We start from the raw sequence: 23,777 nt of genomic DNA on the forward strand, positions 1-23,777 counted from the left end.
GACGAGGCATCCGCCTCGTCAGGGGGCGACGCCCTCCGTGCGCCCGCCGAGCGTCGCACGCAGCTCGCGCCCCAGCGCGTCCACGCGACGCGGGGGGAGCGGCGACCAGCGCGCCGACCGGAGCATCGCCGCTGCGCCCCATCCGACGCCGACGACCGTCACGCCCAGGCGCTTGAGCCTCGCGCCGAGCCCGCCCGCACGACCGACCGCGCGGAACTGCACGCCGACCCACCGGCGGAGGAGCGGGGAGCGGATGCCGCCGTCGCGGGCGAGCAGCACCATGTGGTTCCTCCGCCCGTAGAGCTTGTAGCGGGTGTCGAACCGGGCGCCGCGCACGTGCGGTGCGGGGAGGTGGTCGACCGCCGCGTCGGGCGCGAAGATCGCGCGACCGCCGATCGCCCTGACCCGGAGGAAGACGTCGGTGTCCTCGCGGAGCGCGGTGCCCGGGTAGTCGTCGCGGAACCCGCCGAGTTCGGCGAGCGTCGACCGGCGGAAGGACATGTTCGCGCCGATGCCGTGGTCGACGACCACGATGCCGCCTGGGAGCGAGGCGAACCCGTCGGTCAGCGTCCCGTCCGGGAGGAGCCGGCCGATCGGCTTCTCGTACGTCTCCTCGCCCGGCAGGCCGTTGCACGTGCGCCCCGACACGGCCGAGACCTCCGCATCCGCGAAGGCCGCGAGCAGCGCGGCCTGCCACCCGGGGCGGAGCACGACGTCGTCGTCGAGGAAGCTCACGATCGCGCCGCGGGCGTGCCGCAGCGCGGCGTTGCGCGACCGCGTCATCCAGCCCGCGAGCTCCGGGGCGTGCACGTACACGATCGGCCTGGCGAATCCGTCCGCGATGTCACGACGGTCGGCGGCCGAGGCGTCCACGACGACGATCTCGGCGTCGTCAGAGAGCCCGGCGTCGAGCGACCGGAGGCAGCGCTCGAGGAACTCGGGTCGCTCATAGGTCACGATGCACACGCTCAGCACCGGTGCACCGCCCATGGTCTCCCGCCCTCCGCCGATACCGGGTGATTCTATCCACGCGATGCGACCGGCTCGTAGGCTTCGGTCATGGTCGGCGAGCAGGCGGGCGGGCGCTCCGCGCGCGGGGGTGCGGCGTACGTCGTGCTCACCCATCGGGACTGGCCGCAGGTGCAGCGACTGGCACGCGCCATCCGCTCGTCGAGCCCCGACGCGTTCGTCCTCATCGCCCATGACGACCGCACCACCGCGTTCCCGGCGGAGACCGGCGATCCCCGCGTCCGGGTGTTCGTCCACGGCCTCGACACGGACTGGGGCTCGTGGGAACTCGTGGAGGCGACACTGCGAGCGTTCGAGGAGGTGCGCCGGCGCGCCGACCCCGCCATGGTGGTGCTCGTGTCGGGACAGGACTACCCGATCCGGCCGCTCGCCGAGTGGGAGGCGGAGGTGCTCGCGGCCGGCGGCTGGGTCGGAACCGCCGAGGAACTGCGGTACGCGCCGCACTGGGGGCGTCGGCGCGGCGAGGGCCGGGACGAGCTCACGCGGTACGCGTACCGGTGGTTCCGCACCCCGCTCGCGCGCCTCGGCGTCAGGGTCGGCGGTCGGCCCGGCGCGTTCCTGCGGCGCGTGCGCGGCGCGATCGCCCTCCGCCTCGAGCCCGTGCTCGGCGTGCGGGTCGTCAGCCGGGGTCGAGGCGTGCACTGGGGCATCCGTCGCCCCACCCCCTTCACGGCCGACCGCCCCTGTTACACGGGGAGCCAGTGGGTCGCGATCTGCCGGCCCGAACTCGACCGGCTCCTCGACGAGGACCTCGCGCCGGGCTCGCGACTCCGCCGCCTCTACCGGCGCACGATCATCCCCGACGAGTCCGCCCTCGTCACGCCGCTCGCGTGGCGTTCGCCGCCGGCCGACCTCGCCCCCGTGACGGATGTCTCGTGGGACGCCGAACTCGACCAGCCGACGGTCCGCACGGTCGACGACCTCGAGCGGCTCGCCGCGTCGGGCTCGGCCTTCTGCCGCAAGGTCGACCCGGTCGCCAGCGCCGCCCTGCTGGACGCGCTCGACCGGCGCGTCCACGCGAACCGGGCCGAGGGGTAGGATCCCCGCGTCCGACGAATGCTCGAGATGGGAGTCCGGGTTGCGCATCGGAGTGCCCGCGATCGAGTCCGACCGCGGCCGCGTCACCTGGTCGGTGCCGGTCGCGGGAGTCCCGGGCGCCCCGACCCGGCTCTGGTTCACGGTTCCGGGCGAGCACGCCGCGCTCCTCACCCACCTCGCCGATCCGGCCGTCATCGGACTCCTCGTGCCCGCCATGCACGCGGGCGCGGCGATGACCGTCGACGGGCCCGTGACCGACGAGGTCGTGTTCGGGCTGACCCACGGCTACCAGCACGTGATGGAGGCCGTGATCCCGGAGCTGCGACCCATCGGGATCGAGGCCGGAGCGCAGGCTGCCGCGAGGGAGCCGGCTCCCGGCGTCGCGACCGGATTCTCCGCCGGCATCGACAGCTTCGCGGTCGTCGCCGAGCACCTCTCCCCCGCGATCCCGGACGAGCTCAGGCTCACGCACCTGGTGTTCTTCAACGTCGGCGCGATGACGGGCGGAGCGGCCGGGCGGCGTCGATTCGAGCGGATGCGCACCCGGCTCGCCCCGTCCGCCGAGCGACTCGGCCTGCCGTTCGTCCCGGTCGACTCGAACCTCGACGACTTCTTCCCGTTCGCGGGATTCGTGCAGACCCACGGCCCGCGGAACCTGAGCGCGGCGTCCCTGCTGCAGGGCGGGATCGGCCGCTTCCTCTACGCGAGCACCCACCCCTTCGCGCGGGTCTCCGTCGGGCGCTCGCACAGCACCGCGTACTCCGATCCGATCTCGATGCCGCTCCTCGAGACGACGGCGTTCCGCCCGCGATTCCACGGCAGCCGGTACACGCGCGCCGAGAAGACCACGATCGTCGCCGGGCTGGGCGAGTCGCACCAGAGCCTGCACGTCTGCACCACGCTCACGGCCGACGGGAGCAACTGCTCGAGGTGCAGCAAGTGCCTGCGGACCCAGCTGACCCTCGAGCTCATCGGGCAGCTGGGCTCGTACGGGCGCGTCTTCGACCTCGAGGTGTACGAGCAGCTCCGACGCGGCTTCCTCGACGAGGTGGCCCACTCCCGGGATCCGCACCTGGTGGAGCTCCGCGAGTTCGCCCGGGAGACCGGCTTCCGGCTCCCGCCGGCCGGCGCCGGATTCCTCCGCCACGGGCTGCGTCGCCTCGAGCGCAAGTCCGGCGTGCTGCGCGGTCGACTCGCGGGCGGATGACCCGGGGTCGTCGACCCTCGCGCGGGTCGGTTACGTTGGCACCGTGCTGGCATTCATCACCTCGCTGCGGCATCCCCGCAACAGCGCCGACTACGGCGAGGTGGAGGCGCTGCTCGCGGATTCGCTGCGCTCGGTGCTCCGCCAGGAGAGCCCGGACTTCAGCGTCTGGGTCGTCGGCAACCGCCGGCCGGCGAACCTGCCGGACCGAGTGAACTGGGTGGAGGTGGACTTCGCCCCGCCGAGCGAGCGGCGCGGCCCGCAGACGGGGCGTGAGGCGGTCCTGCTCGACAAGGGCACGAAGCTCGCCGTGGGCCTCATCGCGGCGTCGGCCGAGCGCCCCGACCACGTCATGCTGTTCGACGCCGACGACGCCGTGTCGAAGCGCCTCGCCGGGCTCTCGGCCGCCGACCCCGAGGCCGACGGGTGGCGGGTCGTCGAGGGCTGGCGCTGGTCGAGCGAGCGGCGCGCGATCCGGCGCCAGCCGGACTTCCACCGCCACTGCGGCACCGCATTCGTCGTGCGGCGCGACCTCTACGAGGTGCCGGACGGACTCGGCCTCGGCGCGAGCCAGGAGGAACTCCTCGAGGCCTTCGGCGAGCGCCTCTTCCGCCGGATCGGATCGCACCGGCACCTGAGCGACGACCTCGCCGCGGAGGGGCATCCGCTCAGCCCGGTCGGGTTCCCGGCCGTGCTCTACCGCGTCGGCACGGGGGAGAACCACTCGGGCGTCTCGCTCGGCGGGTTCGGGCGCCCGATCGGCCGCGCCGTGGCCTCGGAGTTCGGGGTGCCCGCCACGCGACTCACGCCGGCCGGGCTGTTCCGCTCGGTCCTGCCGGGCCGTCGCGCGCTCGAGCGGATGCCGCGGCTCAACTCGATCGTGACCGGCGCGGGGCGCGGCGACGACTCCCGTCGCGCCTGATCAGTCGAGCTCGCCGAGTTCCACGAGGCGTGCGAAGTCGGCGTTCGTCGCGCGCACCTCCTCGAAGGTGCCCTCGGCATCGACGTGCCCGCCCTTGAGGAACACCAGGGTGTCGGCGTGCCGCACGGTCGAGAGCCGGTGGGCCACGATGAGGATCGTCAGCGACCCCTGGAGCGCTCCGAGCGTCTGGGCGATCTCGTGCTCCGTGACGTTGTCGAGCGCCGAGGTCGCCTCGTCGAGCACCAGGACGCGAGGGCGACGGTAGAGGGCGCGTGCGAGTCCGATGCGCTGGCGTTGACCGCCCGACAGGCGCACGCCGCGCTCGCCCACGACCGTCTCGAGTCCGTCGGGCAGTTCGGCGACGAGCGCCTCGAGCTGCGCCATCCGGATCACCTCGTGGACCCGTTCGAGGTCGACGTCGTCGGCCGGGACGCCGAACGCGATGTTGGTGGTCAGGGTGGCGTTGAGCAGGAAGACGTCCTGCGGGACGACGCCGAGCTCGGCGTACCAGCTCGCGGGGTCGGCGGCGATCGACCGGCCGCCGACGAGTACCTCGCCCTCGGTCGGCTGGAGGAGGCCCAGCACGATATCGAGGAGCGTGCTCTTGCCCGCGCCGCTCGAGCCGACGAACGCGGTCGTCCGGTTCTCCCCGATCTCGAGCGAGATCCCCTGCAGCACGTGCTCCTCGGAGTCCGGGTAGTGGAAGCCGAGGTCGCGGAGGACGATGTCGCCCGAGAACCGCTCGGAGCTCCGCGGACGCTCGTCGTGCACGCCGCCGGCGGCGAGCTCGTCGACGGCCTTCGAGATGATGTCGAGCCCGGCGCGGCCGGTGCGGATCGTCGCGAGACCTGCGCCGATGCGGTTGAGGCCGGGAAGCGCGCGAAGGGATGCGGCGGCGAACACACCGAGCACGGTCAGTGCCTCGGCGGGCGTACCGGTGGTGAAGAGGATGACCGAGATGCCGAGGATGGCGACGACGAACCCGATCTCGAGGAGGTAGCGGGGTGCGTCGGAGAGGATCCCCATGACCCGCGCGGCCCGCGCGCGGCGCAGCCGGGCCGCGCGGAAGCCGTCGATGAAGGCGTTCGCACTGGAGGTCAGGCGCGCCTCGCGGAAGCCGTCGAGCCCTGGCAGGAGGAACTGCCACGCCTCGAGGCCGGCGGCGGCGACCTCCTCGCCGATGCGGTACTGGCGTCGGCGGAGCAGCATCTGGACGCCGAACACGAGCACGCCGAAGAGCACCACGGCGAAGAGCGTGACCGCGACCGAGGTCAGCAGGAGCACGACCACGATGCCGGCCAGCACCACGATGTCGGAGACCAGGCTGACGACGTTGAGGAGCACGCTCGAGGCCTGCCCGGTCGCATCGTTGATGTTGCGGTAGATCTCGCTGATCCGGCGCGACCGGTGGTCGGCGTACGGCGCGAGCGCGTAGCGCCGCGCGAGTTCGGCGGCCGACAGCGCCGAGATCTTCGTCGTGCGACCGAGCAGCCACCAGCGGAAGGCGATCGCGCCGATGCTCTTGACGATGAAGACGAGGGTGATGATCCCCGCGACGACCGGGATGAGCGTGGAGATCTCCGTGGTCCCGAGCGCGTCCGAGATCGACTGGGTGAACCAGTTGTCCGTCTCGCCGGAGAAGAGCTGCGTGAGGGGGATCATCGCGGCGACGCCCAGCGTGTCGAGGGCCGCGAGGATCAGCGAGGCCCCGATCGTGCCGACCACCCACCGCTTCGGGTCGGCGCCGGCCATGTCGAGCATCATGCGCAGCTGCGCGGTCAGGCTCCGCTCGCGCGCGCTTCGTGCCATGGTCTCCTCCGCGCCACGCCCCCGATTCGGGCGGGCGGGCCCTCCGAATCCTATCTTCGAGTCGCGCGCGATCGAGAACCGGGCCGCCTGCGAGGGGCGCCGGCTCCCTCGATCAGGTGCGCTCCAGCGCGGTCTCGATGAGCGCCGTGAGCCGCGCGACGTGCTCGTCCCTCCGGAACCGTCGCCCCCATGCCCGCACGGCCGCGGGGTCCATGCCGCGCGCGGCACGGATCGCATCGGCCAGGTCCGAGACGGTGACGGATGCCGCGTGCGCGCCGCTCACGCCGGGCTGCACGGTCTCGAGGTAACCGCCCGCGGCGATCGTCGCCGCCGGCGTGCCCTCGAGGGCGGCCTCGAGCACGGTGAGCCCGAAGTCCTCGCGACCGGCGCCGAGCACGACCGCCGCATGGCGGTAGACCCAGCACAGTTCGGCATCGGTGACGCGGCCGAGCCCGTGGACGCCCGCCTCGGGCGCGTCGATCGCCTCCGACCCCGCGCCGACGGCGACGATCGCGAGTCCCGCCTCGCGGGCCGCGTCGACGGCGAGGCGCACGTTCTTGTAGCCGCGGTCGCGCGCGACCACCACGGCGAACCCGTCCGGCAGGTCGCGCGGCGGGGCCGCGGCATCCGTCGCCACCGGCTCGACCGGCGGGTGCACGACCGTCGAGTCGAGGCCGTAGGCGGCGCGGATGCGCTCTCGCGTCACCTCGGAGTTCGCGACGATCGCACTCGCCCGGGCCATGGCCTCGGCGTCGCCCCGACGCAGCACCGGCGTGCTGACCGCCAGGCCCGCCCGACGGAACCGGCTCAGGCGCAGGCGGTAGTCGTCGGCCGCGTACAGCCACCGCGCCGGGCTGTGCACGTAGACGACGTGCGGCATCCCGTAGCGGAAGCGGTGCGCCCACCCGCTCGACGACGCGAGGGCGACGTCGCCGCCCGACACGCTCGTCCGGGCCGCGATGGCCGGCAGCGCCGGAAGCATCCGCTCGACCTGGCCCGACATCGCCGGCGGGATGCTCGCCTGCACGTCGAGGTCGCGGAACGCCTCGAACGTCGTCTCGGGGCGGTAGGCGAGCGTGACGACGCGCGAGGCCCCGAAGCCCGCCGCCCACTCGGCGACGACGCGTTCGGCGCCGCCCACCTGGACGAGGTAGTCGTGCGCGAGGACGAGGTCGGTCACGCCGTCCCCCCGTGCGGACGCACGATCCGCACCGCACCCCGCGCCGCCGACCGGGCCGCGCTGCGCGCTGCGGCGACGGTCGCGCGGCCGCGGGCCGCGGCCCGCCACGCCCGCGGGATGCCGACGCGCTCGTCGTAGAGCTCGACGACGCCGCGGGTGCTGGGCTGCGATCTCGGCTGGAGGCTCCGGTCGAGCGCTTCGCGCGTGTACGCCTCGCGCCACCGCGGGTCGCCGGGGACGTCGAACACGCCCCGGTAGTGGTCGAGGGCTCCGAGCAGGTCGAGCGTGAGCATGGTCCGCCGGCACTTCCAGCACCTCGAGCAGTTCGTGCCGTCGACCGACTCGGTGCACACGTCGAGCCGGTCGTAGGAGTGCGGGACCCGCGCGACGAGCGCGGTCTTCTGCGCCCGATCGAGGTCGGCCCCGGACGACCGGAGGATGAGCGATCCGGACGAGAGCGCCGGCAGCAGCATCGGATCGGCGTACGAGAGGTCGTAGATCGGGGTGGCCGTGACGTCGCGGTACGGCACGGACGACGCGTACAGGAACCGGCGAAGACCGCCCGCGAGCAGGTGCGCCACGGCGGCGTTGCGCATGGTGTGCGTCTGCTGGAAGCCGAGCCCGGGCGCGGTGTAGAGGTCGTCGACGTTCGAGTCCACGTCGATGAGCGGCAGGCCCATCGTCGTGGCGCCCTCCCGGAGCCGTTCGAGGCGGCGCCGGTACAACTCCCGCCCGCGTTCGGCGCGGCCGTGCGAGCCGACGTTGTTGAAGAGGAGGTGCGTGACGCGCAGCGCCTCCGGCGCGTCGGCGGCGAAGTGGTGACGAGCCAGCGTGGCGTACGAGTCCACCCCGGCGGAGTACGCCGTGGCCACGGCGTGACCGGGCGCCAACGGAGGAGCCTCGTCGCGGGCGTCGATGGCGATGCCCGAGAGCTCCGGACGGACGCCGCGGAGGATCACGGGGACGTCCTGCCGCAGGTTCCACACGAGTTCGCCGGTCACCGGCCCCTCGACGACGAGGTCGCGCCGCAGCCGCATCGCGGGCATGAGCAGCGCCACCACCGCGGCATCCGCCCTGGCGTTGACGAGACCGGCCGCCGACTCGGGCATCGAGAACCGGAGGCGTTCGACGCCGTCCAGGCCGGCGAGTTCGACCTCGTAGGTGACGCGGCCGCCGCCGGTCCCGACGACCGGCGTGCCGATGACGATCGTCATGCGCGCCTAGCCCCCGGCTGAGCCGGCGTCGGTCACGCCGACATCCGCCCTGCTGAAGTTCTGGAACGACCGCGACGCGGTTGGGCCGCGCTGGCCCTGGTACCTGCTCGCGTAGGCCGGCGATCCGTAGGGGCGCTCGCTCGGCGACGAGAGGCGGAAGAAGCAGAGCTGGCCGATCTTCATGCCCGGCCAGAGCTTGATCGGCAGGGTCGCGACGTTGCTCAACTCGAGCGTGACGTGCCCGGTGAACCCCGGGTCGATGAAGCCGGCCGTCGAGTGGGTGAGGAGGCCCAGCCGACCCAGCGAGCTCTTGCCCTCGAGGCGCGCCGCGACGTCGTCGGGCAGCGTGACGGCCTCGAACGTCGACGCGAGCACGAACTCGCCCGGGTGGAGGACGAAGGCCTCGTCGGGGCGCACGTCGATCAGGTGGGTCAGCTCGGGCTGGTCTTCGGCCGGGTCGATGAAGGGGTACTTGTGGTTGTCGAACAGCCGGAAGTACCGGTCGAGGCGCACGTCGATCGACGACGGCTGGATCATCGCGGGGTCGTACGGGTCGAGCCGGATGCGCTCGCGGTCGAGTTCGGCCCTGATGTCGCGATCCGAGAGCAGCATGCCCACAGCGTACCGACGCGTCAGAGATTCGCGACGAGGTAGGCCGTCGCCCGCTCGCGCTCGGCGTCGAGCACGCGGTTCACGGCCGCCCAGTCCGGCGCGAAGACCCGTTCGTCGAGGTCGTCGGCGGATGCCCCGGCACGGTGGTGCTCGAGGCCGAAGACGCCGAGCAGCGAGTCGAACCGCGCCGCCCCGCGCCGCTCGTTCGCGTGCACGAGGAACGGCCGGTTGAACAGGATCGAGAAGACGCAGCCGTGGTAGGAGTCGGTCACGACGAAGTCGGCGGACGCGATGCTCGCCAGCCAGTGCTCGACCGAGGGCCGGTCGAACCGGGCGCGGTCGGCGGCGTACTCGGCGTAGGACGTCGGGGGCTGCGTCGGGAGGAGTTCCATCGTCGGTGCCCCGACCCGCTCGGCGATCGCACGCTCGGCGCGGAGCATGTCGTCGGTCGCGTCGAGGCGGTAGATGAGCGTCCGGCCCGCCGCCGGGGCGGGCGCCGTGCCGGAGCGCGCGACGAGCGCGCGGTAGTGGTCGGGCGTGAGGAGCATGGTCGGGTCGAGGTGTCGCTCGGCGCGCACGCCGAACTCCTCGGAGCAGATGCGGATGCCCGACTCCTCGCGCACCGAGACCGCGTCGAACCTGCGGATCAGCTCGGCCGATCGCGCACGCTCGCCCTCGCTGTACTCGTCGATGTCGTCCCGGCCGAAGGAGGCCGCGTACGAAATGCGGCGCGGCCGCTCGCCGTGGAACTCCTCGATCACCTCGAGGTACTGCTCGGGGATCTCGGCGTACGCCGCCCGCCAGACCTGGTCGCTGCCGACGACGAAGGCGTCGAACCGGTGCGCGAGGCGGGCGCGGCCGCGCGGCGTGTCCGCCCGCTCGACCGCCGACGAGGTCGCGAGGTGTTTCCGGACGAAGCGCTGCTGCGCGGCGAGCACCTCGCGCGGTGCGCGCCAGCGCCAGTCGAGACGCGCGGGAAGCAGCATCCGCACCGCCCGTCGCGCCGCCCAGATGCGGTGCACCACCCGCCGCCGGAGCGGAATGGGGTCGCCGGTGTCGACGAACGCACGATGGCCGAGGTCTCGGATGGCTCGCTGCAGCGCGTACGCCTGGACGATGCCCCCGTAGTTCGTGTGGAGGGGCAGCGTCTTGATCAGTACCCTGCGAGACACGGGACGACGCTAGCAGCGCGGCCCGGTCGGACAGGGGGGCGCATGACGCACGGCATCGAGCAGGTCGTCGAACGAGGGATGTGCATCGGGTGCGGCGCCTGCTCGGTCCGAACGTCGGGGGCGATCCCGGTGACGATCGGGCGCCGCGGCGTCTACGAGGCGCGGCTCGACGGCGCTCTCTCGACGGACGCGCTCCGCGCCGCGAGCCGCGTCTGCCCGTTCTCCGACGACGCACGGAACGAGGACGTGCTCGCACGCGAGCGATTCGCCGACCTCCCGAGGGACGACCGGATCGGTGCGCACCTGGAGGTCGTCGCCGGGCGGCGCACCTCGGAGCACGAGATCGTCGGCAGCAGCTCGGGCGGCCTGACGTCGCTGCTCCTCGAGGAGCTGCTGCGCGCCGGGCTCGTCGACGGCGTGCTGCACGTCGGCCGCTCGGCGGGCGACCCGCGGTTCTCGTACACCGTCTCGACCTCGCCCGAGAAGATCGAGCGGGACCGGAAGTCGATGTACTCGGCGACGACGCTCGCCGACGTGGTCGCCGGCATCCGCGGCGACGGCCGGACCTACGCCGTGGTGGGCGTGCCGTGCTTCATCAAGGCGCTGCGGCTCCTCGCGGCCGAGCTGCCCGACCTCGACGCGCAGTTCGGCGTCTACGTCGGCCTCGTCTGCGGGCACCTCAAGTCGACCTTCTTCGCCGAGTCGCTCGCCTGGCAGGCGGGCGTGCCGCCCACCGAGCTCGAGGGCATCGACTTTCGGGTCAAGAACGCGTCCCGCTACGCCTGGGACTACGACTACGACGCCGTCAGCGTCGACGGCGCGCACCACGTGCGCCGCTCGGCCGACACGATCGACGGCGGGTGGGGGTTCGGCGCCTTCCAGCCCGAGGCCTGCAACTTCTGCGACGACGTCTTCGCAGAGGGGGCGGATGTCGCCTTCGCCGACGCCTGGCTCCATAAGTACGCCGCCGACTGGCGGGGCACCAACGCGGTCGTGATCCGCGACGAGCGCGTTCGCCGCCTGCTGCAGGCGGCCGCCGAGCGCGGCGGCGTGGAGCTCGAGCCGCTGTCGGTGGAGGACGCGGCGCGATCGCAGGCCGGCGGCTTCCGGCACCGGCGCGCGGGTCTCTCGCTGCGCCTTGCCGACGACCTCGCCGCGGGACTCAGCGTGCCGACCAAGCGCGTCCCGCCCGACCGCACCGTGGTGTCGCGGCGTCGCGCCGCCGTGCTGCGGCAGCGGCGGCGGATCTCCCGGCTCTCGCTCGTGGCCTTCGCGGATGCCCGCGAGGCGGGCGACTTCGAGCGGTACGCGGGGCCGATGCGGCGCGCCATCCGTCGGTATCGGTTCCTGGACGCCTGGTCGCAGGGCGCGAAGGCGCTGACGCGCCACGTCGCACGGCCGGTCGTGCATCGGGCGCGGCGGATGCTGCGCCGATAGGCGCCCGCTCGGCCCCGCTTCGGCCACCGCATCGGCCGCCTCGCGCGGGTGCGGTGACGGCAGTCGCGCTTGCTATGCTGACTGCGTCGCACCCGGTGTCATCGGCGCCGCGGATGCCACGTGCCGATGTAGTTCAATGGTAGAACTTCTGCTTCCCAAGCAGACAGCGCGGGTTCGATTCCCGTCATCGGCTCTTCGTGAATTGGCTGATCAGCCACACTTTCCGTGCCACCGAACCAGGCATGGAATCCCATCCCCGGCCGAGATGCCTTCGCTGCCTCGGTCGGTCGCTTCCCGCCCGGCACCGACGTCGACGCGGTCCATTCGGCCGCGGAGCGAGGCCCTCCAGGGAGGCAACACACAGCGATGACCCTCTAGACTCCGAAGTCCAAGGGGAGTACTCCGGCACGGTCGCTCGTCATTACGGATGCAGGTCGCATCCCGGGCCATCGGTTCCCGATCGCGGGGATGGAGAAGACCTTGGCGTCGATTCGTTCACGCCGGGTTGGAGCCTCCCTTGAATGTCACCCCCATCGTCTGGGTCATCACGATCGCGGTCACGGTCGCGTTCTTCATCTACGAGTTCTTCGCTCATGTGCGAAAGCCCCATGAGCCGACCATCGGGGAGTCGGCACGGTGGTCGGCGTTCTACATCGCCCTCGCGCTGCTCTTCGGCGTCGGCATCGGCGTGGTCTCCGGCTGGACGTACGGGGGCGAGTACTTCGCCGGCTACCTGACCGAGAAGGCCCTGTCGATCGACAACCTGTTCGTCTTCCTCATCGTGATGGCGAGCTTCGCCGTGCCGAAGATCTACCAGCAGAAGGTGCTGATGATCGGCATCGTCATCGCGCTGATCCTGCGCGGCATCTTCATCGCCGTCGGTGCCGCACTGATCGAGAACTTCACCTGGGTCTTCTACCTGTTCGGTGCGCTGCTGCTGCTCCTCGCCTACCGGCAGGCGTTCTCGCACGACGGGTCGAACCCCGCCGACGGCCGGTTCATGCGGTTCATCCGCCGTCACCTTCCGGTGACGAACGAGTACCACGAAGACCGCCTCACTGTGCGGAAGGACGGCCGGCGATGGGTCACGCCGATGCTGCTGACCATCATCGCCATCGGCTTCGTCGACCTCATCTTCGCCGTCGACTCGATCCCGGCGATCTACGGTCTGACCGAGGAGGCCTACATCGTCTTCACCGCCAACGTGTTCGCCCTGATGGGGTTGCGACAGCACTTCTTCCTGATCGGCGGCCTGCTGGAGCGACTGGCCTACCTCGCTCAGGGGTTGGCCGTCATCCTCGCCTTCATCGGCGTCAAGCTGCTCATCCACGCCCTGCACAAGAACGAGCTGCCGTTCATCAACGGCGGCGAGCCGGTCACCGTGATCCCGGAGATCCCGATCTGGCTGTCACTGCTGTTCATCGCGGGGACGATCGCCGTGGCGACGGTCGCCAGCCTCGTCACGACCCGCGGTGCCCGTCCGCCCGTCGACGAACGTGAGCGGAAGCTCCCGCGATAGGCGGACGAATGCCCGGTCGGGGAACGACGTGCGGCCCGTCGACGCGGACGATTGATCCGGAGGCGCATCTCCGCCATCATGCGTCCATGACCCGACCCTCCCTCCCGACGCAGGCTCGCGCACGTCGCCGCACCCGGCCAGCGCTCGTCGCGGCATCCGCCCTCACCGTCATCGCGCTCGCCGGCTGCGCCGCCCCAGCGCCCGCCGAACCCGACACCATCCCGGATGCTGCGTCCGAGACCTCGCTCGTGCTGATCCCGATGCCCGACCTCGAGCCCGTCCCCGACCCCGCGCCACCACTGACTGCAGCCGAAAGCGAAGCGGCACGGCTGGCCGACGCCGACGCGCAGTGGGCAGCGCTCCTCGTGACCTACCCCGACGCCGTGCGCCCGGCCGATCCATTCGCGGGGTACATCAGCGAAGCCGACCGACTCGACGTGCGGCGAGCCTGCTACGACGCGGAGGGCCTGACGATCGAAGAGGGCTTCGCCGCCACCGATCCCGACGGGCCGGCGATCAGCATCAGCGCACAGCCCCAGGACGAGGCCGAGGCGATCGCCGCGTGGGGCTGCGACGCGACGCACCCCATCCAGCGGACCGCGTCCGGACCGACCGACGCGGAACTGGGCTGGATCTACGATTACCTCGTCGCGTACAGCGCGCCATGCCTCGAAGCGAACGGCATCGACAACCCGCCGGCCGCTCCGCGGGACGAATGGGTGACGAAGTGGCCGGACTACGTCTGGTTTCCGAGCACCGGGACCGCGCCGATGGACCCGGAGACGGAGCAGGCGCTGTTCGAGCTCTGCCTCGACGTCGACACGAAGATGGCCGAGCTCCGCGCCGCGCAAGGCCAGGGCTGATCGGGAGGGTGTCGCGACTCGGCGCATCACCCTCGAAATCCCGACCCGCGACCGGGTGAACGGCGGCCGCCCCCTTGATTCGCCGTCGCGACAGGCGCACAGTGGAACTGCGAGGGGGTTCCCATGCGAAGCGCCGAATTGCACCCGGATGTCGTGCCCATCCTGTCGACGGGCCGCCATCGCTCACCACGTCGGGGGGCGTGCTTCATGGAGTTCGCGTCGTTCCTCGCCGGCGAGCATTGGAGCGACCATCCGAAGTGCACGCACGGCACCCTCGCCCACCTCGCCCGGTTGGTCAACGACCGGACGAGTGACGCCGGCCGGGCTCGGCTCACGCCGCTCATCCCGTCGGTCGTCGGCCTGACGAGCGACGACCCCCTGCTCGACGTGCTCCTCGCCGTGCGTGCCGCGCACGCGGCCCTTCCGGTCGCCGCCGAGGAACGCCAGCGATCCCAGGCCGTGGGCCTTCGCGCAGCGTTGGCCGCGCTCGCGGACCGCGACGACGAGTCCTCCGCGGGGGCGCGAGAGCTGGCCGAGTCGGCACTGCGCTCCGCGCCGGCGGCGGACGCCTGGGCCATCCGCTTCATCGACGAGGTCGGTCGGGGGCGGCCGCGCACGTCGGTCAAGCAGTGCCGTGACGTCATCACCGGCGCCGTCGACGGGATCGCGACCGCCGCCATCGGAGATCGCGACGACCGGCTCGTCGCGCTGCTCGCCGCGGCGGTGTCGGACACGGAACGCCTGGTCGGCAGGACGGCCGAACCGACGGTCGACGTCCGCGAGCGGGCTGACGCGGGCGTCACGACCTGACCGACGGGCGACCTGACCGACGCCCCTCGTGGCTCCCGTTCCGCGCGGAGCGCGCGTGCCATGATCCACGCATGTCGAAGCCGCGGAGCGAGCTGAAGAGCACCGGGTACGAGATCTTCGTCGGCGCACTGTCGGTGCTCTCGATCGTCAACCTGATCCTCATGTACGCGTTGGTCGACGAGGCACTCGACACCGTGCTCTGGGTGATGAACGCCGTGTTCAGCGCCGTGTTCCTCATCGACTTCGCCTACCGGCTGGCGACGGCGCCCGATCGCGGCGCGTACTTCCTCCGTCACTTCGGATGGGCGGACCTCCTGGCGAGCCTGCCGTTGGCCCAGCTCAAGATCCTGCGCCTGTTCCGGATCATCCGCGTCATCCGCCTCTTCCGCGAGCTCGGCGCGCGCACCATCTGGCGGACGCTCGTGCGGGACCGCGCCGGGAGCGCCCTCTACGCGCTCCTCCTGATGGGCGTGCTGGTGCTCCAGTTCGGAAGCCTCACGATGCTCTACCTGGAGCAGCGCGCTCCGGGCGCGAACATCACGACCGCGTCGGATGCGCTGTGGTACACCATCGTCACCATCTCGACCGTCGGGTACGGCGACGAGTACCCCGTCACGAACGCCGGCCGGTTCGCGGGCGGCCTCATGATCGTCGTCGGCGTGGGCATCTTCGGCACCTTCACCGGCTACCTCGCGAACCTCTTCCTCGCACCGCGGAAGGGCGACCGCGACGACGCCGAGACCGGCGCCGAGGAGCCGCCGACCGCGTGACCGCCCGCCTCACGGCGCGGGCGATGCGCCGTCGCCGTGGCCGTGGTCGTCGCCGCCGTTCACGCCGGGGAACTGCCGGCGACGTCGCGGCAGCGTCGCGGGCACAGTCTCGCCGGCCGCCGAGCCCGTCGGCGTGTTCGCGGCGTACCAGCGCTGGTAGACCTCGACGAGCGGCGCCGACGTGAGGCCGTGCAGGATGATGCTGAGGGCGACGGTCACGACGACCGCCGTGAGCACGGTCTCGCCCTCCGGCACCCCGCGCTCGGCCGCGATCAGGGCGAACACCAGCGAGGCGAGGCCGCGCGGGCCGAACCATCCGATGAAGGCCACCGTCGGCCGACGCGCGCCGCTGCCGGCGAGCGCGATCGCCACGGGGAGCATCCGAACGATCGTGAGGCTGAGCGCCGCGTAGACGAAGACCTGCCAGGTCGCGTACGGCAGGGCGAGCGCGAGCGCGAGGGCGCCGAACGCGATCCAGGTGACGGCCGCGAGCAGGTCGCCGGCCGCCTCGGAGAGCACGGTGACCTTCGAGCGCACCGGCCCCGCGAGCCGGCCGAACGCGAGGCCGCCGACGAAGGCCGCGATGAACCCGCTCCCGCCGAGCAGCTGCGCCACGGAGTAGGCGAGCAGCGCCACGGCGAGCGGCAGGACCTGGCGCCACTCGCGGGCGATCCAGCCGCGGGTGTCGGCCGCGTGGAACAGCAGCCCGCCGAGGATGCCGGCGACGAGCCCGGCGGTCAGGCCCCAGCCGATCTGCGCCGCCATGCTGCCCGCCACCATGCCGGTGACGCCGGACACGAACTCGGCATTCGCGATCGACAGCGCCACCAGGAAGAGCGGCACCGCGAGGCCGTCGTTCAGGCCGCTCTCGACATCGAGCGCCTGGCGCACGCGCGGGGGCACCCGCGTGTCGGCCACGACCTTCTGGCCGAGTGCCGCGTCGGTCGGCGCGAGCATGGTCGCGAGCAGGAACGCGGAGGCGAACGCCATGGTCGGGAACACGAGCGCCGCCGCTCCGGCACCGGCGAGGATCGTCAGCGGCAGGCCGATCAGCAGCAGGCGGCTGGGCCAGCCGAGCTGGTGCCGCAGCACGCCGAGGTCGATGCGCGTCGCATCGCTGAAGAGCAGCAGCACGAGTGCGATCTCGGCGATGCGCTCGGCGACGACGGTCTCGAGCGACACGTCGAGCACGGCCGGCGCGACCACGCTCACCCCGAAGCCGACGACCATGAGGAAGAGGGCCGACGTGATGCCGCGGCGGTCCAGCGGCCGCGACAGGGCGCTCCAGACGACGATGATCGCCAGCACCACCGTCACCGCCAGCATGCCGACCCCGCCCCCGATCGTCCGCGCGGCCGCCGAGGCGGCCTGTCGTCATCGTACGGATGCCGCGGGCGCGGGCACCACTCCCGCCGGCCGGCGCTCGCCCCAGTCGCTCAGCGCGCCTGCGCCCGCGCCTCCGCGAGCGCACGTTCGAGCAGCGCCCGCAGCACCTCGCGGTCCACGCCCGTCAGGCGCGTGAGGTAGAGGCAGACCTTGCTCGCGCGGTGCGGGCCGAGCACCGCCAGGAGGTCGGCCCACCGCTCGGCGAACCCCTCGGGCAGGTAGACCGTGTGCTGCCGAGGCGTCGGCGCGAATGCGAGCAGCGGAGAGCGACCGCCGTGGCCGCTCTCGTACCGGTACTCGACCTCGCCGAAGCCGATGATGCGGTCGGCCCAGACGACCGGGGGCTCGCCGCTGACCTCGCCGAAGAGCGCGACGAGTTCGTCGGCCTCGGCACGGCGAGGCCCCGTGGCGCGGTCGAGCACGACCTCGACCGGGAGGCCGGAGGGAGACATCGCGGGTTGCGTCGTGGCCATGGGTCCTCGCGATCGTGCGGCGGCCGGATGCCTCAGCGTACTGCTGCGCGGGCCCGGGCCGCCGGGCGCAGTGGGCAGCTGCCGCGGCGACCGGCCGGAAGAAGCACGGCTCAGGATGCCGCGACCGCGCGCAGCGCCTCGAGCCCGCCCGCGCGGTAGCTCTCCCAATCGCGGCTGCCGCCGCCGGGCATGCGGCGAGCGAGCCACTCGTCGGCGAGCGACGCGGCGAGCGCGGTGATCGTCTCGCCCGCGGCATCCACCGGGCAGGCCCGCGGCAGTTCGCCGAGCGCGGCCGTGCGGCCCTCGTGGAACTTGCCGGCGGGATGCGAATCGCGGTCGCCGCGATTTCAGCACGCCTGCGCGTGCGACTCGGCGAGCTCGCGCTCGAGCAGTGTCCGCAGCACGCCGCGGTCCACTCCCGTCAGCCGCGTGAGGTACAGGCAGACCTTGCTCGCTCGGTGCGGGCCCAGTGCGGCCATGCTTCCTCACGAGCGCGGGCGTGAACGGATGGCTCAGGGTACCGCCCTCACCGTCCACGCCCTCGCCGGCTGACCGCGGCTGACCGCCTCACAGTGCCCTCCCATGTCCGTCGCGTAGGTTCGCAAGATCTGCAACGGGCGTTCGCCCGCGAATTCCGGCTGGGAAGTCGACGACCAGCCAGGACGTGGCGACATCCCCTTCATCGAAGCCTCGGCGCGATCTCGGATCACACGCGACCGCAGGCCGCCCGCACCGTCGTCCCCACGCCGGACGCACCCATCCACTTCCGTCGACGGACGTCGTCGTCGGAACATCGCACGGCCTCGTCGTGCACGTCGCAGCCGCTCCGGCGGCTCGGCTTTACAGAAGGAAATGAATATGGCAACCGGAACCGTCAAGTGGTTCAACGCCGACAAGGGCTTCGGCTTCATCGCTCCCGACGACGGCAGCGCCGACGTCTTCGCGCACTTCAGCGCGATCGCAACGGGCGGCTTCCGCTCGCTCGAGGAGAACCAGAAGGTCGAGTTCGAGACCGCCCGCGGCCCCAAGGGCCTGCAGGCTGAGAACATCCGCACCATCGCGTAGATTGCGCGCCGTCTGATCGACGGCGATCCCCACGCGCACCGAGCGGATGTCGCGGGCGAGCCTCTTCGGAGGCGATGCTGGCGGCATCCGCTCTTCGCGTCGCGCCGGAACGCACGGCCGGCCGCGACCGATCGGTCTACGACTGCCCGCCGGTCCCGTGTTCGCGGTTCCAGGTCCGGCCGGTGGCCTGCTCCCACCGGGTCACGCGACCCTCGTGAGCGAGCGAGTCCCGCGTCTCCGCCGCCTCCGCGCCTTCAGCCGTCTCCCCCGCCTCCGTGGCGTCGTCCGCCTTCCCGGCCTCATCGGACCTGGCGGTCTCCGCCGCGGCTTCCCGCTCCGAGGTCTGGGACGTCGCCGCGGCCCCGTGCCAGTGCCGGTGACGCGCGTCGTCCCATCGCTTTCGGCTCTGCGGGTCGGGGCGCTTGGTGTCCATCTCCAGAGAGTAGCCGCTCAACATGTGCGCGCTCCCAGCCACTCGAACGTCCCAGACGCACTCCGCCGCGGCTCAGGTGTAGTGCGACGTGCGAGCGGAGAAGTCGATCTGCGCGGCCTCGTCGACGATGTGGCTGGCGCGCACGGCCGCGCGTGAGGCCAGCTCCGCGGCATCCCTCGCCTGGGCCGATCGCGTCGTCGCGACCCGGGTGCCGATGTCGTCGAGGATCTGCCCGATCAGGTGTGCGAGTCCGTTCTTGAGTTCGTGGAGGTTGGTGTTGGTGATGATGAGGCGCCGGTCCGATGTGCTCAGGGTCGTGTGGGTGTATCCCGCGGCGGCGAGGCGCTCCTCGACTGCGGGCATGCCCAAGAGCTCGATCTCCTGCGGGAGCGGGCGCCGCGTGAAGAGCGCCTTGACCACATAGCGTTCGGGCGCCTCGATCGTGCCGAGCGAGGCCGGGAGCTGGTCGACGAGGATGTGGTCGACCGCGAACGCCGCGAAATGCTCCGGCGTCGCGTCGGACGCGTGTTTGGTGGTCATGATCGAACGCTAGGCCTCCGACATGTGCGGGCTCACAGCATCGACCTGCACGACGCGCCCTGACGGCGATCGTCCGTCCGACGCGAGACAGCCACCGCCCCTTGAATCGTCGCGGTGGCAGGCGCACGGTGGAGGGAGCGAGGGAGGTCCTCATGCCGAACACCCTGAGCCGGCCGGATGTCGTACCGATCCTGTCACCCGGGAAGCACCGTTCCCGGAGGCGGGGAGCCTGCTTCATGGAGTTCGCCTCGTACCTCGCGGGCGAGCGCTGGAGCGATCACCCGACCTGCACCCACGGCACCCTCGCGCATCTTGCGCGACTGGTCAACGACCGGACCGGCGATACCGGACGCGCCCGGCTCACGCCGCTCATCCCGTCGGTCATCGGACTGACCACCGACGACCCGGTGCTCGACGTCCTGTTGGCGGTGCGAGCGGCCTCCGCGGCCCTGCCGATCGCCGCGGAGGAGCGACAGCGGTCGCAGGCGGTCGGCCTCCGTATCGCGCTCCGCTCGCTCGAGGGCCGAGACGGCGAGACGATCTCGGAGGCGCGCGAACTCGCCGAGTCGGCACTGCGTTCCGCGCCGGCCGCCGACGCGTGTGCCCTCCACTTCATCGACGAGGTGGGACGAGGGCGAGGCCGGACGTCGGCGCGTCAGTGCCGCGACCTCATCACGGGCGCCGTCGACGGGATCGCGACGGCATCCGTCCGCGATCCGGACGATCGGCTCGTCGCACTGCTCACGGCCGCCGTCGCCGACACCGAGCGGTTCGTGGGCGCCTCGCTGCCGACGCGCATCGCGCCGCGTCCCGCTGGAGTCGCCACGCCGTAACGCCGCGTCGCCGTTCCGGGATTCGTCGGGGCAGGCCCGGGCTCAGGATGCCGCGACGACGCACAGCGCCTCGACGCCGCCCGCGCGGTAGCTCTCCCAGTCGCGGCTGCCGCCGCCCGGCATCACTCGGGCGGCCCACTCGTCGGCGAGCGACGCGGCGAGCGCGGTGATCCCCTCGCCCGCGGCATCCGCCGGGCAGGCTCGCAGCAGTTCGCCGAGCGCGGCCGTGCGGCCCTCGTGGAACTTGCCAGCCGGATGCGACCGGCCGTCCTTCGCGAGCGCGCAGGGCGTGGCATCCCCCATGGTCTCCGACCAGGCCACCGCCGCCGAACCGCGGAGGGCACGGAGGTCGTCGCGCACGAGCACGGGCCGAGACGGAGGAAGATCCGGCGAAGCGGCGGCGTGTCGGGGGTGGACACGCGGCTCGCTCGGGGGGATCTCCTCCGTCTCGGCCCGTGGGTCTCGGCGGAACCGGCTCAGCGGCATCGGCTCAGCGGCATCGGCTCAGCGAGGGCGGCGCCCGCTCAGCGGCCGAAGAGCTTCGCGAAGAAGCCGGTCGACGGCTCGTCCTCGTGGCCCGCGCAGCGCTGGTTGCGCGGCACGCCGCGCATGACCTGGTCGACGTGCTGGCCGCAACCGGCCCAGGTGGTCTTGCCGCACTTGCGGCAGGTGACGGCTCGGCACATGTGGTTCTCCTCGGAGTCGTGGAAGCTTCGGGGTCGGGTGATGGGTGGGGCGGATGCCGCGGCTCAGCGGTCGCCGTGGTCGCCGTCGCACCACCGGTCGGCCGGGACGTGGTCCTTCACCGAGTCGACGTGCTGGCCGCAGCCCGACCAGGTGGTCTTGCCGCAGGAACAGGTGACGGGGCTGCACATGATGATTCTCCTCGAGGGTCGTGGGTGTGCGTGGATGGTGTGGGAAGGCGGGAGGCTCAGGCCGCGGCCGCTGTCTCGCGGACCTCGGCGTGGGTGCGGGCCGACTCGCCGGCCTGCCACGTGAGGTAGCCGCCGTCGAGGTTCACGGCCTCGCGGCCGAGCTGGGCGAGCAGGCGCACCGCGGTGTGGCCGCGCTGGCCGACCTTGCAGTGCACGATGAGGCGCCCGGCGGGCAGCTCGTCGACGCGCGCGCGGATCTCGTCGAGCGGCACGTTGATCGAGCCCGGGATGGCGCCCGCGGCGACTTCGCCCGGCGTGCGGACGTCGACGAGCACGTCGCCGGCCGCCATCGCGGCGTCGAGCTCGTGCCACTGGATCGACGGGGTGAGCCCCTCGACCGCGTTGAGCGCGACGTAGCCGAGCATGTTCACCGGGTCCTTCGCCGACGAGAACTGCGGCGCATAGGCCAGCTCGAGGTCGGCGAGGTCGGATGCCGTGAGGCCGCCGGCCATCGCGGTCGCGATGACGTCGATGCGCTTGTCGACGCCGTCGCCGCCGATGCCCTGCGCGCCGAGGATCTCGTCGGTGTCGGCGTCGACCACGAGCTTCAGCGCCATCTGCTCGGCACCCGGGTAGTACCCGGTGTGCGAGGCGGGGTGCGTGTGGATGACGCGGATCTCGCGCCCGACGCGGCGGAGCAGCTTCTCGGGCCAGCCGGTCGTGGCGATCGTGAGGCCCATGAGGCCGACGACGGCCGTGCCGAGAGCGTCGCGAACCCGGATGTCGCGGCCCGCGATCACGTCGGCCGCGAGCCGCCCGTGGCGGTTGGCCAGGCCCGCGAGGGCGACGAGGCGGTGCTCGCCGGTGACGGCGTCGACCTTCTCGACGGCGTCGCCGATGGCCCAGATGTGCGGGTCGCTCGTGCGCAGATCGTCGCCGACGCGGATGCCGCCGCGCTCGCCGACCTCGAGCCCGGCCGCGACGGCCAGCGTCGTGTCGGGGCGGACGCCGATCGATCCGAGCACGAACTCGGCCGGCACGGTCGTGCCGTCGCTGAGCAGTGCAGTATCGGAGTGGAGCTCGGTCACCTGCGTGCCGAGGCGCACGTCGACGCCGGCGTCGCGGAGTCGGTCGGCGACGGGCGCGGCCATCTCGGGGTCGAGCGGCGGGAGGACCTGGTCGCCGAGCTCGACGAGCGTGACGTCGAGCCCGCGATGCACGAGGTTCTCGACCATCTCGAGGCCGATGAAGCCGGCGCCGATGACGAGCGCGGTGCGCGGGGCGACCTCGAGCTCGGCCATCGCGCGGTCGACGTCGTCGATGTCACGCAGCGTGAGCATGCGGTCGCCGCCGGGCATGGGCGGGCGGACCGGGGTGGCACCGGGCGAGAGGACGAGGGCGTCGTACGCCTCCGTCGACTCCTCGCCGGTGACGAGGTCGCGCACGAGCACGGTCTGCGCCTCGCGGTCGATGGCGACGGCCTCGGTGCGCACGCGCACGTCGAGGTTGAACCGGCTGCCGAGCGAGGCGGGAGTCTGGAGCAGGAGGCTGGAGCGCTCCTCGATGACGCCGCCGAGGTAGTAGGGCAGGCCGCAGTTGGCGAACGAGACGTGGCCGCCGCGCTCGAGCACGATGATGTCGGCGTGCTCGTCGAGGCGACGGAGGCGGGTGGCTGCGGACATGCCGCCCGCGACGCCGCCGATGATGAGGTACCGCTTCGAGGTCATGGCACTACGATAACAATACCCCGGGGGTATTGTCAAAATACCCTTCAGGTATCGCTCAGCCGCGTCGGCGGATGCCTCGGGCGAACGGCGAGCGGACGGCCGCGGGCCGACGACGACGGGCCCCCGCCGAGGTCGGCGAGGGCCCGTGGAGCACTGGTCGGCCGGGACCGTCAGTCACCGTCGCGATCGGACCCGGGGCGATCGCCCTTCCGCGACCCCGCGTCATCCGCCTGGGAACCCGCATCGTCGGACTGCGACCCGGCGTCCTCGCCCTGGTCGCCCGCGCCCTCGGGCGCGCCGGCGCCCTCGGAGGCCTCCTCGCCCGTACCGATACCGGACCCGACGTTCTCGTCGGCGGTCTCGAGGCCGGACTCGGCGTCCTCGTCGGCGTGCTCGTCCGCCGTGTCGAGGCCGGAACCGGCCCGCTCCTCGGCGTCGTCGAGGCCGGTGCTCGCGTCGACGCCCTCACCACCTTCGACGCCCTCGTGGCCCTCGCGGCCCTCGTGGTCGTCGGCGTCGGTCGCGACGTCGTCGGCACCCGTACCGCCCGCGCGATCCGCGCCCGGCTGCGTGCCGGCCACCTGGTCGAACACGACCTGCGCGGGCTCGGGCAGCATGCCCGCCGCACCGGCCGCACCCGCGCCGGACGCGCCGAGCGCCACCGCGGCCACCGCGCCCATCGAGATCTTCGCCGCGAGCCCCAGGCCCGCGAACCACTCCACCACCACTCGTCTCCGCGCCGACGACGCCCGCGCAGGGGCCGGCGCCGCCTCGTCCGGATACTCATCAGGGGCGAGCCCGAGGCCGGCGCCATGGCCGACGTGGAGTCGGAGGGCCACCGCGGCACTCGGCCGCGGCGACCCCCC

Annotated in this window: 25 protein-coding genes, 1 tRNA gene and 1 pseudogene; 11 read left to right on the forward strand and 16 right to left on the reverse strand. The window is 72.5% G+C overall.

Going from position 1 to position 23,777, the window contains the following annotated elements; genetic code table 11:
• Positions 1 to 18: 18 nt before the first annotated feature.
• Positions 19 to 1,125, reverse strand: a complete 1,107-nt coding sequence (locus GLX25_RS04720; protein WP_338081367.1) for a glycosyltransferase family 2 protein — start codon at positions 1,123 to 1,125, stop codon at positions 19 to 21.
• On the opposite strand from GLX25_RS04720, the gene GLX25_RS04725 reads away from it, so the two are divergent.
• From GLX25_RS04725 to GLX25_RS04735, 3 genes are read left to right on the forward strand one after another with little or no spacing between them, the layout of a single operon-like run.
• Positions 1,060 to 2,067, forward strand: coding sequence for a beta-1,6-N-acetylglucosaminyltransferase (locus tag GLX25_RS04725; protein ID WP_155841093.1), 1,008 nt, complete (start codon positions 1,060 to 1,062; stop codon positions 2,065 to 2,067). The two genes, GLX25_RS04720 and GLX25_RS04725, sit on opposite strands and share 66 nt — an antisense overlap.
• Positions 2,068 to 2,107: 40 nt before the next feature.
• On the forward strand, positions 2,108 to 3,274 hold the full coding sequence (locus tag GLX25_RS04730; protein ID WP_155841095.1) for a hypothetical protein: 1,167 nt from the start codon (positions 2,108 to 2,110) through the stop codon (positions 3,272 to 3,274).
• 43 nt (positions 3,275 to 3,317) lie between these two features.
• Complete coding sequence (locus GLX25_RS04735; protein WP_155841097.1) at positions 3,318 to 4,193, forward strand: glycosyltransferase family 2 protein; 876 nt, start codon at positions 3,318 to 3,320, stop codon at positions 4,191 to 4,193.
• Here GLX25_RS04735 and GLX25_RS04740 read toward each other — a convergent pair whose 3' ends face one another.
• The 5 genes from GLX25_RS04740 to GLX25_RS04760 form a co-directional block, all read right to left on the reverse strand.
• Positions 4,194 to 6,002: an ABC transporter ATP-binding protein gene (locus tag GLX25_RS04740; protein WP_155841098.1), complete on the reverse strand. Its 1,809-nt coding sequence runs from the start codon at positions 6,000 to 6,002 to the stop codon at positions 4,194 to 4,196. It abuts the gene before it with no gap.
• 112 nt (positions 6,003 to 6,114) lie between these two features.
• Positions 6,115 to 7,182, reverse strand: coding sequence for a glycosyltransferase (locus tag GLX25_RS19315; RefSeq protein ID WP_155841100.1), 1,068 nt, complete (start codon positions 7,180 to 7,182; stop codon positions 6,115 to 6,117).
• Entirely contained in the window at positions 7,179 to 8,396 is a 1,218-nt protein-coding gene (locus GLX25_RS04750) for a hypothetical protein (protein ID WP_155841102.1), read from the reverse strand. Before GLX25_RS04750 ends, GLX25_RS19315 begins: the two co-directional genes overlap by 4 nt.
• A gap of 6 nt (positions 8,397 to 8,402) precedes the next feature.
• The gene (dcd, locus tag GLX25_RS04755; RefSeq protein ID WP_155841104.1) at positions 8,403 to 9,008 is read right to left on the reverse strand and encodes a dCTP deaminase; all 606 of its coding nucleotides are present in this window, start codon (positions 9,006 to 9,008) and stop codon (positions 8,403 to 8,405) included.
• Between the two features lie 20 nt (positions 9,009 to 9,028).
• The gene (locus GLX25_RS04760; protein WP_155841106.1) at positions 9,029 to 10,180 is read right to left on the reverse strand and encodes a polysaccharide pyruvyl transferase family protein; all 1,152 of its coding nucleotides are present in this window, start codon (positions 10,178 to 10,180) and stop codon (positions 9,029 to 9,031) included.
• A 42-nt stretch (positions 10,181 to 10,222) separates the two neighbouring features.
• Here GLX25_RS04760 and GLX25_RS04765 point away from each other — a divergent pair, with 42 nt between their 5' ends.
• From GLX25_RS04765 to GLX25_RS04790, 6 genes are all read left to right on the forward strand, one after another.
• Positions 10,223 to 11,617 (forward strand): Coenzyme F420 hydrogenase/dehydrogenase, beta subunit C-terminal domain, encoded by a 1,395-nt coding sequence (locus tag GLX25_RS04765; RefSeq protein ID WP_166548442.1) that lies wholly within the window; start codon positions 10,223 to 10,225, stop codon positions 11,615 to 11,617.
• Positions 11,618 to 11,739: 122 nt separating this feature from the next.
• Positions 11,740 to 11,810: transfer RNA gene (locus GLX25_RS04770), tRNA-Gly, on the forward strand.
• Positions 11,811 to 12,134: 324 nt separating this feature from the next.
• Positions 12,135 to 13,136, forward strand: a complete 1,002-nt coding sequence (locus GLX25_RS04775; protein ID WP_155841110.1) for a TerC family protein — start codon at positions 12,135 to 12,137, stop codon at positions 13,134 to 13,136.
• Between the two features lie 86 nt (positions 13,137 to 13,222).
• The gene (locus GLX25_RS04780; protein WP_155841112.1) at positions 13,223 to 13,999 is read left to right on the forward strand and encodes a hypothetical protein; all 777 of its coding nucleotides are present in this window, start codon (positions 13,223 to 13,225) and stop codon (positions 13,997 to 13,999) included.
• 123 nt (positions 14,000 to 14,122) lie between these two features.
• Positions 14,123 to 14,809 (forward strand): hypothetical protein, encoded by a 687-nt coding sequence (locus tag GLX25_RS04785; protein ID WP_155841114.1) that lies wholly within the window; start codon positions 14,123 to 14,125, stop codon positions 14,807 to 14,809.
• A 71-nt stretch (positions 14,810 to 14,880) separates the two neighbouring features.
• On the forward strand, positions 14,881 to 15,579 hold the full coding sequence (locus GLX25_RS04790) for an ion transporter (protein WP_155841116.1): 699 nt from the start codon (positions 14,881 to 14,883) through the stop codon (positions 15,577 to 15,579).
• Positions 15,580 to 15,588: 9 nt separating this feature from the next.
• Here the strand turns inward: GLX25_RS04790 and GLX25_RS04795 are convergent, their stop codons facing one another.
• The 4 genes from GLX25_RS04795 to GLX25_RS19110 form a co-directional block, all read right to left on the reverse strand.
• A complete protein-coding gene (locus GLX25_RS04795) occupies positions 15,589 to 16,905 on the reverse strand; it encodes a cation:proton antiporter (protein WP_155841118.1) in 1,317 nt (438 codons plus the stop codon).
• A 110-nt stretch (positions 16,906 to 17,015) separates the two neighbouring features.
• Positions 17,016 to 17,438, reverse strand: coding sequence for a DUF1801 domain-containing protein (locus GLX25_RS04800; protein ID WP_155841120.1), 423 nt, complete (start codon positions 17,436 to 17,438; stop codon positions 17,016 to 17,018).
• 110 nt (positions 17,439 to 17,548) lie between these two features.
• Positions 17,549 to 17,698 (reverse strand): hypothetical protein, encoded by a 150-nt coding sequence (locus GLX25_RS04805; RefSeq protein WP_155841122.1) that lies wholly within the window; start codon positions 17,696 to 17,698, stop codon positions 17,549 to 17,551.
• Between the two features lie 87 nt (positions 17,699 to 17,785).
• Positions 17,786 to 17,917: a hypothetical protein gene (locus tag GLX25_RS19110; RefSeq protein ID WP_271192344.1), complete on the reverse strand. Its 132-nt coding sequence runs from the start codon at positions 17,915 to 17,917 to the stop codon at positions 17,786 to 17,788.
• 379 nt (positions 17,918 to 18,296) lie between these two features.
• Between GLX25_RS19110 and GLX25_RS04815 the strand changes: the two genes are divergently transcribed.
• Positions 18,297 to 18,503: a cold-shock protein gene (locus GLX25_RS04815; RefSeq protein ID WP_166548443.1), complete on the forward strand. Its 207-nt coding sequence runs from the start codon at positions 18,297 to 18,299 to the stop codon at positions 18,501 to 18,503.
• 505 nt (positions 18,504 to 19,008) lie between these two features.
• Here GLX25_RS04815 and GLX25_RS04820 read toward each other — a convergent pair.
• On the reverse strand, positions 19,009 to 19,476 hold the full coding sequence (locus GLX25_RS04820; RefSeq protein WP_155841126.1) for a hypothetical protein: 468 nt from the start codon (positions 19,474 to 19,476) through the stop codon (positions 19,009 to 19,011).
• Between the two features lie 236 nt (positions 19,477 to 19,712).
• On the opposite strand from GLX25_RS04820, the gene GLX25_RS04825 reads away from it, so the two are divergent.
• The gene (locus tag GLX25_RS04825) at positions 19,713 to 20,309 is read left to right on the forward strand and encodes a hypothetical protein (protein ID WP_155841127.1); all 597 of its coding nucleotides are present in this window, start codon (positions 19,713 to 19,715) and stop codon (positions 20,307 to 20,309) included.
• A gap of 42 nt (positions 20,310 to 20,351) precedes the next feature.
• On the opposite strand, the gene GLX25_RS04830 is transcribed toward GLX25_RS04825, so the two are convergent.
• The 5 genes and pseudogenes from GLX25_RS04830 to GLX25_RS04845 all read right to left on the reverse strand — a co-directional run.
• The gene (locus GLX25_RS04830) at positions 20,352 to 20,675 is read right to left on the reverse strand and encodes a hypothetical protein (protein ID WP_155841129.1); all 324 of its coding nucleotides are present in this window, start codon (positions 20,673 to 20,675) and stop codon (positions 20,352 to 20,354) included.
• A 158-nt stretch (positions 20,676 to 20,833) separates the two neighbouring features.
• Positions 20,834 to 20,995, reverse strand: a complete 162-nt coding sequence (locus GLX25_RS04835; protein ID WP_129235593.1) for a hypothetical protein — start codon at positions 20,993 to 20,995, stop codon at positions 20,834 to 20,836.
• A gap of 63 nt (positions 20,996 to 21,058) precedes the next feature.
• Entirely contained in the window at positions 21,059 to 21,184 is a 126-nt protein-coding gene (locus GLX25_RS19115; protein ID WP_271192343.1) for a hypothetical protein, read from the reverse strand.
• Between the two features lie 56 nt (positions 21,185 to 21,240).
• On the reverse strand, positions 21,241 to 22,911 hold the full coding sequence (locus GLX25_RS04840; RefSeq protein WP_155841131.1) for an FAD-dependent oxidoreductase: 1,671 nt from the start codon (positions 22,909 to 22,911) through the stop codon (positions 21,241 to 21,243).
• 170 nt (positions 22,912 to 23,081) lie between these two features.
• Positions 23,082 to 23,777 (reverse strand): annotated as a pseudogene (locus GLX25_RS04845) (hypothetical protein); the annotation flags it as partial.

The sequence above is a fragment of the Agromyces luteolus genome (assembly GCF_009729855.1).
Classification (GTDB): Bacteria; Actinomycetota; Actinomycetes; order Actinomycetales; family Microbacteriaceae; genus Agromyces; species Agromyces luteolus.